Source organism: Amycolatopsis rhizosphaerae, from assembly GCF_007713715.1.
Classification (GTDB): domain Bacteria; phylum Actinomycetota; class Actinomycetes; order Mycobacteriales; family Pseudonocardiaceae; genus Amycolatopsis_E; species Amycolatopsis_E rhizosphaerae.
On sequence record NZ_VJWX01000189.1, the window covers coordinates 1 to 12,582 of the forward strand.

Genomic DNA, 12,582 nt, shown 5'->3' on the forward strand with positions numbered 1-12,582 from the left:
GGCCGCCGCCGACGAGGTCGTCGCGCGGATCCGCAAGGACGGCGGGCGCGCGTTCGCCCTGCCCGCCCTCCTCGGGCAGCACGGCGACGCCGCGGCACTGTGGGCCGCCTTCGACACGGCGGTGGCCGAGCACGCACCGGAGGGCGGGGTCGACATCATCGTGAACAACGCCGGGATCGGGCGGAGCTCGGATCTGGCCTCGCTCACCGAGGACGGGTTCGACGAGGTTTTCGCGGTGAACGTGCGCGCCCCGTTCTTCGTGGTGCAGCACGGCCTGAAGCGGTTGCGCGACGGCGGGCGCGTCATCAACATCTCCAGCGGCGCCGCCCGCCTCGCGATGCCCGAGATCATCGCCTACGGGGCCACGAAGGGGGCCCTGGACACCTTCACCCTCAACCTCGCCAAGGAACTGGGGCCGCGCGGCATCACCGCGAACTCCGTCGCACCGGGCATCATCGACACCGACGTCAACGCCGGATGGCTGCGGGGCGATCCGGAGGCCGAACGCCATGCCGCCTCCCTCGCGGCACTCGGGCGCGTCGGGCAGCCGGCGGACGTCGCCGCCGTCGTCGCCTTCCTCGCCTCCGACGACGCCCGCTGGGTCACCGGCCGAGTCCTCGACGCCACCGGCGGCGCGGGCCTGTAGCCAGCGCGGTGAAGGCCGGGCCCCGCCCGTGGCGGGACCCGGCACCGCGCGGTTCAGACCGCCGCGTCCGCCGTGACCAGCCGGGAGCGCGTCCGCCGCCACGCGATCACCAGGAACGCCACCAGTGCGATCAGCGGCAGGATGCTGATCGACCAGCTCAGCGCCATCGGCGGGCCGGGCTGGCCGAGCACCGTGAGGCCCCGCAGCTCGCCGGTACCGCTGCCCTGCGGGCCGTCGATCCGGAACCGGAAGGTCCACTCGCCCGCGGACTTCAGCGAGCGCACGTCCAGGCCCCACACGTCGCGCTTACGCGGATGGCGGGCCAGCGGCTGCATCCTCGACATCCCGCCCACGGGACCGATCTGGGCGAGCGTGCCCGTCTTGCCGTCGATCCCGCCGTCCGGGATGAAGGTGAAGTCCAGCGACTGCATCGCCCGCAGGGGCCACACGCTGAACCCGACCGTCATCCCGTACGGACCCACCTGCACCCGTTCGGTGTGCACGATGTTCACCGGCTCGTAGGCCGACGCCTCGGGGGCCGCCGTCGCGGTCAGCCCGAGCACCGCGAACAGCACCAGGATTCTCTTCAGCATGCTCACCGTCCTTCCGCCGGGGAGAGCAGCCGGAGCATCCGGCCGAAGCGGTAACCGAGGAACCCGGCCAGCAGGCCGAGCACGGCACCGGCCGCCGCGGTAGCGAGGACCGGTGTCGCCTCCGGCAGGTGCCTGCCGCTCACCCAGGCGGACTGGAACGGGGCGCAGACCGCGACGATCAGCGCACCGGCCCCGCCCGCGAGCACCACCGCCCACCGCATCGCCGTCGGGCGGGACCGGCCCCACCACAGCAGGCCCTCGACCACGGCGGCCACCACGAGCAGGCACATCGGCATCAGGGACGGCATTTCCGGTATCTCCCGGACGTAGTCGCGCACCGGCAGCCCGACCGCTCCCGCGTAGGCGCGCGCGGCCCACGGCGAAAACCACCAGAACACCGCCTGGATCACGGCGAGACCGAACGCGGTCGCGAGCGCTCCCCCTGGCCTGCCGAGGAACCCGGCGGCGATCAGCACGATCAGCACCGACAGGAACCCGGTGCCCGCGTCGATCCAGCTCACCACTCCGTCGAGGTCCTGCAGGCCGAGCACGGTCACGGTGCTGAAGGCCAGCAGCACCGACAGCGCAACCAGCGTGCCGACCCGGCCCCAGCGCCACTGCCGCGCGGCGGCGAACACCATCACGGCGCCGAGCATGGTGATCGAGATCGACAGCAGCAGGCCGATGTGGGGCGGGGAGTTGATCACCGCGTCGAATCCGTAGAGCCCGTGCCACCACTGGTCCCACAGCCCGTACAGGAGGAACGAGGCGGCCCCCGTCCCGGACACCAGGTAGCCGAGCGGCGCGGCGAAGATCCCGAGCGTGCGCACCGCCCGCCCGCCGATCGCGGGGTCCGGGGTACTCCCGCGGCGCTGGGCCGCGGTGGCGGCGAGCACCATGACCAGGCTGGCGATCCCGGAGATCGCGCTGCCCGAGTACAGGAACAGGTGCGGCACGGTGAAGAACGTGTCCGGGCCGACCTCGCTGTGCCACTGCACGTCCCAGGTGAGCCCGATCAGGGAAATCACCGTGCCACCGAGCACGGTCAGCGCCGAGGGCATCCCTCTCGCCCGGGCGGCTCCGGTGTGGGCCACCCGGTCCACGGTCAGATCCATCCTCCTCCTATCCCTTGACCAGTAACGGAATCACGAGCTGTTCCGTCCCGAGTGGACCGTCCAGCACGAGGGTGAGCTCCCACTGACCGGACATCGGGAGGGTCGTCTCGGCCCGGTAGCTGCCGGGACCGGACACGGTCGCGGGCACCGGCGCGAGGGCGTGTCCCATCTGCGGCATCACCGGTTCCACCCGGACCTTGTCCACTGAGGACGGTGTGACTTCCAGGCTCAGCGTGTTCACGCCCACGCGCGGATTCTCCACGCTCAGCCGCACCTGGTAGATCCGTCCCGCGGCCTGTTGCACCACGGTCCCGGCATCGGCGGAGGGCAGGCACAGCCAGACCACGATCGCGGCGGCCAGCACCAGCGGGGCCAGGACGAACACTCGGCGACGGGTCATCCCCCGGCTCCCTTCACGGGCACGTCGACGGTCACCGGCACCGTCCGCACCGAGAACCCGCGCTCGGCCTGGATCCACAGCCGGTACCGGCCGGGCAGCGGGAAGGTGTACGTGAACGACAGGTCCGGCCCGTAGGCCGCGACCGTCTCGTCGGGCGGGCCGCCGGCCGGACCGGGCACCGGCGGGAGCATCGCGTGGGCGTGCCCCCAGACCGGTGCCGACAGCGCGGCGGCGCCCACCGGGGTGCCCTCCGGCAGCGGGCCGGCGACGATCAGATGACCGAGCATGCCCAGCCACGGCTGGAGATCGCCCGCTTCGGCCAGGCGCACGGTGATCGTGCTCGGGCTTCCCGCGCTTCCCACCACGGTCCGGACCGTGGCCGCGGTGGTCTCCGGAGACGGCGCCGGGGCCCCCGCCCGGACTTCGAGGGCGGACCGGACGAGCTGGACTCCCCCGCCGCGCCGGGCCACCTCGGCCGCCAGTGCGTATTCACCGGGTTCGGGCGGGCGCAGGCGAACCCGGTAGGCACCGGCCGCGACGCGGTACGGATGCAGGTGCCACAGCTGTCCGGACGGGCCGACGACGACCAGGTGGACGAGCGCGTCGTCCCGCACCAGCAGATCGTCCACCGGCCGTCCGGTCGCCGCGTCCGAGAACGCGAGGTCCAGATCGACCGCCCGGCCCGCGGTGGCGTCACCGGCGACGGACAGTGTCACCGGCGGCCGCGAAAAGTCCGTTGTGGACAGTGTGCGGTAGGGATCGGTCACGGTGTCGACGGTGGGATCGAGCTGACTGCCGGGCGGCGGCGGCTGGGGCGTGACCGCCGACAGGAGGGCGGCCGTGACCGCGACCGAGAGTGCGGCCACCATCGCCGCGCCGGGCACCAGTGCGATCCACGAGCGCCGCCCGCGCACCGCCGCCGCCAAGGCGACGAGCAGCAGCGCCCCGGCGGCCACGAATCCCCCGTAGGCCGCCCTCTCCCAGGGCGCGACCACCCGGGCGGGCACGAGGAACGGGATGCGCGCGACCTCCTGGCCGTCATCCACGGACAGCTCCCACGGTCCGGGCTGGTCCACGCCGAGGGTGGCGGCATAGGAACCCGGCACCCCGCCCAGCGCGAGCGAAGCCCTGCTGCTCCCCTTGCCCTGCGTCGCGCTCGCGCGCAGGTTCAGCACCCCGGGTGCGCCTCCGGCGTGCGTGACGACTTCGACCCGCAGCGGGCCGGGCACCGGCTCGGCGCGCCGGATCACCACGGTCAGCTCCCGGTCGCCGAGCGTCTGCGCGACGGACAGATCGCTCCCGCTCGGCGCCCCGTCGGCGAAGGCGGGCACCGCGCCGCACACGCTCAGTACGAGCGCGCCGGCCAGCGCGACCAGCGCCCCGCGAAAACCTCGGATCCCCATCGGCAGGGACGTTAACCGGGCCCGGCGCCCGCCCGCGTCACCGCGAAGAGGGAACCGCCGTCCCCCATGAGAGGGAGGCATCCCCTAGGGACCGGGCGCCGCCGTGAGGGGACCTTTCGCGGGACGGCGCGGATCGGCACCCTGGAGCAACGATGGCAGATGCTGTCATCGTCTAGGATCGGTCCATGGGTCGATGGGAACCGAACGCGCGCGGCAGGCTCCAGCAGGCGGCGCTGGAGCTCTACGGCGAACGCGGGTTCGACCAGACCACGGTGGCCGAGATCGCCCAGCGGGCCGGGCTCACCGAACGCACGTTCTTCCGGCACTTCTCCGACAAACGGGAAGTGCTGTTCACGGGCACGGAGACCCTGCAGGACCTTCTCGTGCGCACCGTCGCCGAGGCGCCCGATTCCGCGGCCCCGATCGAGGCGGCGGCCGCGGCGCTGACCGCGATCGGCGGCGCCATCCCGGACCGCGAACTCGCGCGGCAGCGGCAGGCCGTCATCGAGGCCAACGCGGAACTGCGCGAGCGGGAACTGATCAAGCTCGCCTCCCTCGGCTCGGCGTTCGCCGGAGCCCTGCGCGAGCGCGGCGTAGCCGATCTCACCGCGAGCCTGACCGCCGAAGCCGGCATAGCGGTCTTCCGGGTGGCGTTCGAGCGCTGGCTCACCGGCGACGGCCGGACCGACCTGACGGGACACATCCAGGAGTCACTCGACGAGCTCAGGGCCGTGACCGCGGGCCGGTGAGTCAGGGCCGGTGAGTCAGGGCCGGACGAGGCCGTGCCGGTAGGCGTAGGCGACCGCGTGCACCCGGTCGCGAAGGCCGAGCTTCGCCAGCACCCGGGAAACGTGCGTTTTGACCGTCTCCTCGCCGACCCGCAGTTCCGCCGCGATTTCCGCGTTGCTGAACGCGTTCGCGACCAGCAACAGCACCTCGCGCTCACGCGAGGTCAGCCTGCTCACCTCGGGCGGTTCCTCCGGCGGCTCGATGCCGGCCGCGAACCGGGCCACGAGCCTGCGCGTCACCGACGGATCGATGAGCGCACCACCGCGCGCCGCGACCCGCACCGCCGACAGCATTTCCTCCGGGGGCAGGCTCTTGAGCAGGAAACCACTCGCCCCGGCCCGCAGCGCGCGGTAGACGTAGTCGTCCGAATCGTAGGTGGTCAGCACCAGCACCTTGGTCCGGTTGCCCGGCTGGGCGAGGATCGCTTCCGTCGCCGCGAGGCCGTCGAGCCTGGGCATCCGCACGTCGAGCACGGCCACATCCGGACGCAGCCTGCCCGCCTCACTCACCGCGGCCCGCCCGTCGGCCACCTCCGCCACGCAGGTGAGATCCGCCTGGGTGTCCAGCACCGCGCGCAGGCCCGACCGGAACAGCGCGTGGTCGTCGGCGAGAAGAACCGTCAGCCCGGCTCCGCCATCGTCGTTCACGCGGCCTCCAGTGTTTTGCGGGACACCCGCACCCGGTCGGCCCACGCGAACAGGGCTCCGCCAGTATCGTTCACGCGGCCTCCAGTGTTTTGCGGGACACCCGCACCCGGTCGGCCCACGCGAACAGGGCTCCGCCAGTATCGTTCACGCGGCCTCCAGTGTTTTGCGGGACACCCGCACCCGGTCGGCCCACGCGAACAGGGCTCCGCCAGTATCGTTCACGCGGCCTCCAGTGGGACAGGGAACGCCGCGCACAGACGCCACAGCGGGCCATCGGGCCCGTAGCTGAGGCGGCCACCGTAGAGGGCGACGCGTTTGAAGATGCCCGCGAGACCGTGGTGCGGCTCGCCGGCCCGCCTGCCGTGCTGCCTCACCGCGTTCGTGACGGTGAGCACGACTTCGGCCTCCCGGTAGACGAGTTCGACCTCGACGGTACCGCCGTCACCGTGGCGCAGGGCGTTGGTCAGCGCTTCCTGCGCCACCCGGTACAGCGCGATGTCCATCGACCCGGGCAGGTCCCGCCGCTTCCCCTCCACCGTCAGCCGCGCGGGCAACCCGTCGAGCAGCGCGCCGAGGTTTTCCAGCCCGGGCTGGCGGCGCGCGTCCGCGTCCTGCCCGTGCAGCAGGTCCAGCAGGCGGCGCAGATCGGCCATGGCCGCCCTCGTCGCCGACTCGACGGCGGAAAGCGACCGCCACACCGGGGTGTCCCGTTCGGCCAGGCCGAGCCGTGCGGCCCCCGCGTGCACCCCGATCGCGCTGACGTGATGGGAGATCACATCATGGAGATCGCGCGCGATGGCGCTGCGTTCCTCGGCGACCGCGCGCCGGATCGCCTCGGCCTCACGCCGTTCCACGTCGGCGATGTAACCGCGCCGCGCCGTGGTGTACCGGCCGACCAGCCACGGCAGCAGACCACTGGTGAGCGAGTTCAGTACCAGCAGCCGCAAGTCCGGCACGTTCCCGGCGATCAGGTGGCAGGCCACGAGCGCCGACACCAGTGCCGTGACCGCCACCGCGGCCTGCCCCGTGCGCAGCCACGCGCCCGCCCGGTACCCGGCGATCAGCACACCCGCGTTGTCCATGTTCCGCCTGGCGTGGCCCGCGGGAAGCAGCAGCGGGCCCACGATCAGGACCACCGCGTGCGCGAGGGCGACCCACCCGGACAGGCGCGCCGGACCGGCCAGAGCGGCGTCGGCGAGCGCGGTGGCGGCGAACACCGTCCACACGCGCCAGTCGTCCAGCGGTGGTCCCGTGATCAGGAAGATCCCGGCGTCTGCCGCCACGCACACACCCGCCACCAGCGCCGCCTGCCACGCCAGTGCCCCCTTCACGTCCCGCACGCCCTCACCTTGCCATGGCCTCGCCCGCCGGTGCGGGCACCTGCCCGCAGGGCTACCGGTCCAGGCAGGGGCGTTTCGGATCGAAGGTCCAGTCCGGCACCAGGCGGCGCATGGCGATGGTGTCGTCGCGCGCTCCGAGCCCGTGCCGCAGGTACCGTTCGTGCGCGAGTTCGACCCGGTCCGGGTCCAGGTCGACGCCGAGGCCGGGCCGCCGGGGCAGCGCGATCTCGCCGCCGCGGATCTCCAGTGGCCGCTTCGTCAGGCGCTGCCCGTCCTGCCAGATCCAGTGGGTGTCGATCGCGGTGATCTCGCCGGGTGCCGCGGCGGCGACGTGGGTGAACATGGCGAGGGAGACGTCGAAATGGTTGTTGGAGTGCGAACCCCAGGTCAGGCCCCATGCCGCGCAGAGCTGGGCCACCCGCACCGCGCCGTGGAGCGTCCAGAAGTGCGGGTCGGCGAGCGGGATGTCGACCGCCTGGGCGCGCACGGCGTGCCCGAGTTCCCGCCAGTCCGTGGCGATCATGTTGGTGGCGGTGGGCAGGCCGGTGGCCCGCCGGAACTCCGCCATGGTCTCCCGGCCCGAGTAGCCGCCCTCCGGACCGCACGGATCCTCCGCGTAGGCCAGCACCTCCCGCAGCGAGCGGCCGATCCGCACCGCCTCCGCCAGCGGCCAGCAACCGTTGGGGTCGAGCGTGATGCGGGCGCCCGGGAAACGCCGGGCGAGGGCACGCACCGCTTCGGCCTCCTGCGCGGCGGGCAGCACACCGCCCTTGAGCTTGAAGTCGCGAAACCCGTATTTCGCTTCGGCGGCTTCGGCCAGGCGGACCACGGCCGCGGGGGTGAGCGCCTCCTCGCCGCGAACGCGGAACCACTCGTCCGCGCTGCCGCTTTCGTCGCGGTACGGCAGACCGGTGCGCGTGCGATCACCGAGATAGAACAGGTACCCCAGCACCGGGACCCGGTCACGCTGCCTGCCCTCGCCGAGCAGGTCCGCGACCGGCACTTCCAGGTACTGCCCGAGCAGGTCGAGCAGGGCGGCCTCGATCGCGGTCACCGCGTGGACGATGATCCGCAGGTCGAAGGTCTGCCCGCCCCGGCCGCCGGCGTCCCGGTCGGCGAACCGCGCCCGGACCGCGCCGAGCACGGCGTGGAAGGCGCTCACCGGACGGCCGAGCACCAGTTCCCTGGCTTCTTCGAGGGTGCCGCGGATGCGCTCACCACCGGGGACCTCGCCCACTCCGCTGCGCCCGTCGGAATCGGTGAGGATCACCAGGTTCCGGGTGAAGAAGGGGCCGTGGGCTCCGCTGAGGTTGAGCAGCATGCCGTCCTCGCCGGCGACCGGGACGACACGCATCGCGGTGACTCGGGGGGTACCGGGCATGGACCTTCCTCCGCGCGTCGGGCCCGGCCTTGGCCGGCGCGGGCGGTGCCGACGCTAGGGCAGCCGAGCGACGCCCGTCCAACACCGATCGCGCATCGGCCGATACCCCCGGCGCAGGGCGGTGGCTGCCGCGCGCCCCGGCGCGGCCGCCACCGCCGGGCCGTCAGGGCCGGTCGTCGGTGAGCGACGCGATGACGGTCTTGATGTCCGTCCGGGGCCCGCGGTTGTAGGGGAGCTTGGACAGCATCATGCCCATGGCGCAGGTGTTGCTGACCGCCGCGAAGACGAGCCCGGCACCGACCGCGGTGCCGATCAGGTGCGCGCCCGGGACGACCAGGCCGACCAGCCCGGTGACCAGCACCAGGGAACCGGCCACGAGCCGCACCTGGCGTTCGAGGTCCCAGCGCGGCTTGCCGCGCACGACACTCCGGCCCGCCGCCTCCCAGGCGAGGATTCCGCCCTCGAGCACGCGCAGGTTCTCCAGCCCGGCTTCGGCCAGGGCCTTCCGTGCCTGCGCGGCGCGGTTGCCGGAGCGGCAGATGAGCACGACCTCGTGGTCAAGGTGGTGCAGGAGTTCGGCCCGGTGCTCGCGCAGCGTGTCGAGCGGCACGTTGTACGAGCCGGGGATGTGGACGGTCTGGAACTCGCCCGGAGACCGCACGTCGAGCAGCCGCGGAGCGTTTTCGCCCCGCATCAGCTCGCCGAGGCCCGCGGGCCCGAGGTTTTCCGTACGTCGCGCGGAAGAGTCGATGGTAGTGATGATGGCCTCGCAATAAGTGGGGACAGGTGCTGCGGACACCCCACCGGGCGGCGGGTCGCACTCGCTCCGGGCTTTATACCTACGGGGGTATCCACTCCTCAGGGTAGTCAAGCCTTGGACGGCGGTCAAACGCCTGGGCGTGAGGGGCCCCTAAAGGCCATATCGTCTGTGAGGGGGCCCCTCACGGCGACGCGTACTATGCGTAACCGGAACCGGATTCGGATCGTCAGGCGAGGAGGTCACGATCGGCACCGCGACCGGCAGGACCACCCGGGCGGAGCGGGTCACCGCGACCCGGGACGCCATCCTCACCACCGCCGAACGGCTCTTCGCCGAGCACGGCCTGTTCGCCGTCTCCAACCGCCAGATCAGCGAGGCCGCGGGCCAGGGCAACAACACCGCCGTCGGCTACCACTTCGGTACCAAGGCCGATCTCGTCCGCGCCATCGTGCGGCGGCACGCCGAACCGATCGAGCGGCTGCGCCAGGAGATGGTTACCCGGTGCACCGGGTCCACCGACATCCGGGACTGGGTCGGCTGCCTGATCCGCCCCTTCACCGAACACCTCGCCGCGCTGGGCAATCCCACCTGGTACGCCCGGTTCGGCGCGCAGGTGATGACCGATCCGGGGTTCCGCCGGATCATGACCGAGGAGTCGCTCGGCTCCCCCTCGCTCAACGAGGTCGTCGCCGGGCTCGACCGCTGCCTGCCCGACCTGCCGCCCGAGGTCCGCGCCGAGCGCGGCGACATGGCCCGTCAGCTCATGGTCCACATGTGCGCCGAACGCGAGCGGGCCCTCGCCGAGGGCACCCCCACGCCGCGCGCCACCTGGCGGGACGCCAGCAACGGCCTCGTCGACGCCATCACCGGCCTCTGGCTCGCCCCGGTCACCGGGTCGGACTGACCAGGACCGGGTGAGCCGTGAAGGGACCCTTCACGGTCGAATCGACTGTGAAGGGACCCTTCACGGCAATCGCACCCGCAGTTAAATCAATCGCTTGACTTAGGGTCTCGGGCCCGGTTAGCTGGTCACAGGATCAGGACCTAGTTCGAGGAGGATGCGCGGTGAGCCACGACGAGGGCGCGCACAAGCTCGCCTACCCGATTCCCAGCCCCGGCGCGCTGGAGCCGCCCGCGGAGTGGGCCGAACTGCGGCAGCAATGCCCGGTCGCGACGGTGACGCTTCCCAGCGGGGACGAGGCGACGCTGCTCACGCGGTACGACGACGTCCGGCAGGTCCTCTCCGACCCGCGTTTCACCCGGAGCTCCCCGGAGGCCGCCCGCATCTCCGCGAACAAGTCCGGCGGGGTGTTCAACAGCGAGATGGCCACCGCGCTGCCGCAGTCCGGCGAGGAGCACCTCCGGTGGCGGCGGCGGATCTCCCGGTGGTTCACGGCCAAGCGGATGGCCGCCCTGCGCCCCGGTATCGAAGCCATGGCCGATCAGCTGATCGACGACATGCTGGCGCAGGGGGCTCCCGCGAACCTGAAGGCCGCGCTGGGCTTCCCGCTCCCGGTCTGGGTGATCTGCACGATGCTCGGTGTTCCCGAGTCCGACCGGAACCGGTTCGCCCACTGGTCGGACACGCTGCTCAACCTGACCCGCTACACCGACGAAGAGGTGCAGCGGGCCCAGTCGGAGTTCGTCGCGTACATGTCCGCCCTCGTCGCGGAGAAGCGCGCCGAACCGGGCGACGACCTGCTCAGCGAGCTGGCCCACGGCGAGGACCCGATGCCGGAAACCGAACTGGTGGCCACCGGCCAGGCCCTGCTGGTGGCCGGGCACGAGACGACCGCGAACATGATCGGCAAGATGGTCGCGCTGCTGCTGGCCGGCCGGCGGCGCTGGGAAAGCCTGGTCGAAGACCGGTCGCTGGTACGCACCGCGGTGGAAGAGGCGCTGCGTTTCGACGCGAACGCCGGGTTCGGCATGCCGCGCTACATCCCCGAGGAGGCCGAGGTGGCGGGCACCCAGTTCGCCGGGGGCACGACGCTGGTGTGCAGCATGGGGTCCGCCAACCGGGACGAACGCGCCTTCGACGGTGCGGGCGAGATGAACCTCGCCCGCACCCCGAATCCCCATCTCGCCTTCGGGGCGGGCGCGCACTCGTGCCTCGGCCAGGCGCTGGCCCGCACCGAACTCCAAGCCGTGCTCGAAGTGCTGCTGCGCCGGCTCCCCTCGCTCGAACTGGCCGTCGGCGTCGAGGAGCTGCACCGGCTCGAGGGGCTGGCCGTCGGCGGACTCCGCGAGGTCCCGGTGCGGTGGTGACCGTGCGGGCCGAGCGCGGCGCGACGACCCGCGAACTCATCCTCATCACCGCGGAACGGCTGTTCGCCGAACGCGGGGTGTACGCGGTGTCGAACCGCCAGATCAGCGAAGCGGCGGGACAGGGCAACACCGCGGCCGTCGGCTACCACTTCGGCAGCAGGACCGACCTGGTCCGCGCGATCGTGCGTGGGCACAGCCAGGAGATCGACCGGATCCGGGAGCGGATGATCGCCCGGGTGCGCGGTTCCCGCCGGATCCGCGACTGGGTGGCCTGCCTGGTGCGCCCGACCGCCGAGCACCTGGACGCGCTGGGCACTCCCAGCTGGTTCGCGCGGTTTTCGGCACAGGTGATGACCGATCCCACGCTGCGCGGGGTCATGGCCGAGGAGTCGCTCGGCTCGCCGTCGCTCGTGCACGCCGTCGAAGGGCTCAGGCCCTGCCTGCCCGATCTGCCGCCCGAGGTACGGGCCGAACGCAACGACATGGCACGCCAGTTGATGGTGCACGTGCCCGCCGAGCGCGAACAGGCGCTGGCCGACGGCGCCCCCACGGTCCGGGCCGGCTGGCACGACGCGGCCACCGGCCTGGTCGACGCGATCACCGGCCTGTGGCTCGCCCCGGTCACGGAGGGTCCGTGACCGTTTCCCTGGGAGGACCGACGATGAAAGTGACCGTGGACGAAGAGAAGTGCTGCGGCGCCGGGCAGTGCGTGCTGCTCGCGCCCGAGGTCTTCGACCAGCGCGACGAGGACGGGATCGTGATCCTGCTCGACGACGGACCGGCGCCCGCACTGCACCCCGCGGTGCGCGAGGCCGCCAGTGTCTGCCCCGCCGCCGCCATCGCGTTGAGCGAGGACGCGTGAGCAGTGCCGGCGGCGTCCTCGTGGTGGGCGCCTCCGCGGCCGGGCTGGCCACGGTGGAAGCCTTGCGCCGCAAGGGATACACGTGCTGCTGAACGACAGTCCGCCCGCCGGGCAGGCCGAGGACGTCCGCCACGCGGCCACCGTCTGCCCCGCACTGGCCATCACCATCGAGGAGTAGGCCCGTCACCCCTCACTACGGCTTTCCTGTGAGGGGTCCCTGGCCAATACGACCAGGGCCCCGGCAAAGTCGGTCCTTGCATGGGCGAGTCCCACCTTCCGGCGGTTGTGTCCCACGTTCGGCCCGTGCGAGGGCGCCTTTCTCCGCGGTGACCCGCCCGCAACCAGGGCTGCGCAGTGCCGTCAGGGGCCCCCTCACAG

Annotated in this window: 15 protein-coding genes; 7 read left to right on the plus strand and 8 right to left on the minus strand. The window is 72.4% G+C overall.

The genetic code is table 11. From position 1 onward, the window contains the following. Nucleotides 1-646 (plus strand): SDR family oxidoreductase (locus FNH05_RS19185; RefSeq protein WP_144590075.1); only part of this gene is annotated, 646 nt, incomplete at its 5' end. Nucleotides 647-699: 53 nt separating this feature from the next. On the opposite strand, the gene FNH05_RS19190 is transcribed toward FNH05_RS19185, so the two are convergent. Genes FNH05_RS19190 through FNH05_RS19205 form a run of 4 tightly spaced genes read right to left on the minus strand, consistent with a single transcriptional unit; the run spans nucleotide 700 to nucleotide 4,157 of the window. Further along, on the minus strand, nucleotides 700-1,239 hold the full coding sequence (locus FNH05_RS19190) for a hypothetical protein (RefSeq protein ID WP_144590076.1): 540 nt from the start codon (nucleotides 1,237-1,239) through the stop codon (nucleotides 700-702). A 2-nt stretch (nucleotides 1,240-1,241) separates the two neighbouring features. Next, entirely contained in the window at nucleotides 1,242-2,354 is a 1,113-nt protein-coding gene (locus tag FNH05_RS19195) for a hypothetical protein (protein ID WP_144590077.1), read from the minus strand. 7 nt (nucleotides 2,355-2,361) lie between these two features. Beyond that, nucleotides 2,362-2,754, minus strand: coding sequence for a FixH family protein (locus FNH05_RS19200; protein ID WP_144590078.1), 393 nt, complete (start codon nucleotides 2,752-2,754; stop codon nucleotides 2,362-2,364). Beyond that, nucleotides 2,751-4,157, minus strand: a complete 1,407-nt coding sequence (locus FNH05_RS19205; RefSeq protein WP_144590079.1) for a hypothetical protein — start codon at nucleotides 4,155-4,157, stop codon at nucleotides 2,751-2,753. Before FNH05_RS19205 ends, FNH05_RS19200 begins: the two co-directional genes overlap by 4 nt. A 185-nt stretch (nucleotides 4,158-4,342) precedes the next feature. On the opposite strand from FNH05_RS19205, the gene FNH05_RS19210 reads away from it, so the two are divergent. Next, on the plus strand, nucleotides 4,343-4,906 hold the full coding sequence (locus FNH05_RS19210) for a TetR family transcriptional regulator (RefSeq protein WP_144590080.1): 564 nt from the start codon (nucleotides 4,343-4,345) through the stop codon (nucleotides 4,904-4,906). A gap of 15 nt (nucleotides 4,907-4,921) precedes the next feature. Here the strand turns inward: FNH05_RS19210 and FNH05_RS19215 are convergent, their stop codons facing one another. From FNH05_RS19215 to FNH05_RS19230, 4 genes are all read right to left on the minus strand, one after another. Next, a complete protein-coding gene (locus tag FNH05_RS19215; RefSeq protein WP_246127826.1) occupies nucleotides 4,922-5,593 on the minus strand; it encodes a response regulator in 672 nt (223 codons plus the stop codon). Nucleotides 5,594-5,811: 218 nt separating this feature from the next. Further along, on the minus strand, nucleotides 5,812-6,933 hold the full coding sequence (locus FNH05_RS19220) for a sensor histidine kinase (protein ID WP_144590081.1): 1,122 nt from the start codon (nucleotides 6,931-6,933) through the stop codon (nucleotides 5,812-5,814). A gap of 52 nt (nucleotides 6,934-6,985) precedes the next feature. Further along, on the minus strand, nucleotides 6,986-8,314 hold the full coding sequence (locus FNH05_RS19225; RefSeq protein ID WP_144590082.1) for an enolase C-terminal domain-like protein: 1,329 nt from the start codon (nucleotides 8,312-8,314) through the stop codon (nucleotides 6,986-6,988). A gap of 163 nt (nucleotides 8,315-8,477) precedes the next feature. Further along, on the minus strand, nucleotides 8,478-9,008 hold the full coding sequence (locus FNH05_RS19230) for a rhodanese-like domain-containing protein (RefSeq protein WP_186382626.1): 531 nt from the start codon (nucleotides 9,006-9,008) through the stop codon (nucleotides 8,478-8,480). Nucleotides 9,009-9,318: 310 nt separating this feature from the next. Here FNH05_RS19230 and FNH05_RS19235 point away from each other — a divergent pair, with 310 nt between their 5' ends. The 5 genes from FNH05_RS19235 to FNH05_RS19255 all read left to right on the plus strand — a co-directional run bounded on the left by FNH05_RS19235 (nucleotide 9,319) and on the right by FNH05_RS19255 (nucleotide 12,382). Next, a complete protein-coding gene (locus FNH05_RS19235) occupies nucleotides 9,319-9,978 on the plus strand; it encodes a TetR/AcrR family transcriptional regulator (RefSeq protein ID WP_144590083.1) in 660 nt (219 codons plus the stop codon). A gap of 161 nt (nucleotides 9,979-10,139) precedes the next feature. Further along, nucleotides 10,140-11,342 carry a cytochrome P450 gene (locus tag FNH05_RS19240; RefSeq protein ID WP_144590084.1) on the plus strand — a complete coding sequence of 401 codons (1,203 nt, stop codon included), beginning with the start codon at nucleotides 10,140-10,142 and terminating at the stop codon, nucleotides 11,340-11,342. Continuing rightward, nucleotides 11,339-11,980, plus strand: a complete 642-nt coding sequence (locus FNH05_RS19245) for a TetR/AcrR family transcriptional regulator (RefSeq protein WP_144590088.1) — start codon at nucleotides 11,339-11,341, stop codon at nucleotides 11,978-11,980. Before FNH05_RS19240 ends, FNH05_RS19245 begins: the two co-directional genes overlap by 4 nt. A 23-nt stretch (nucleotides 11,981-12,003) precedes the next feature. Next, the gene (locus tag FNH05_RS19250; protein WP_144590085.1) at nucleotides 12,004-12,204 is read left to right on the plus strand and encodes a ferredoxin; all 201 of its coding nucleotides are present in this window, start codon (nucleotides 12,004-12,006) and stop codon (nucleotides 12,202-12,204) included. Between the two features lie 82 nt (nucleotides 12,205-12,286). Continuing rightward, a complete protein-coding gene (locus FNH05_RS19255) occupies nucleotides 12,287-12,382 on the plus strand; it encodes a ferredoxin (protein WP_246127827.1) in 96 nt (31 codons plus the stop codon). Nucleotides 12,383-12,582: the final 200 nt, after the last annotated feature.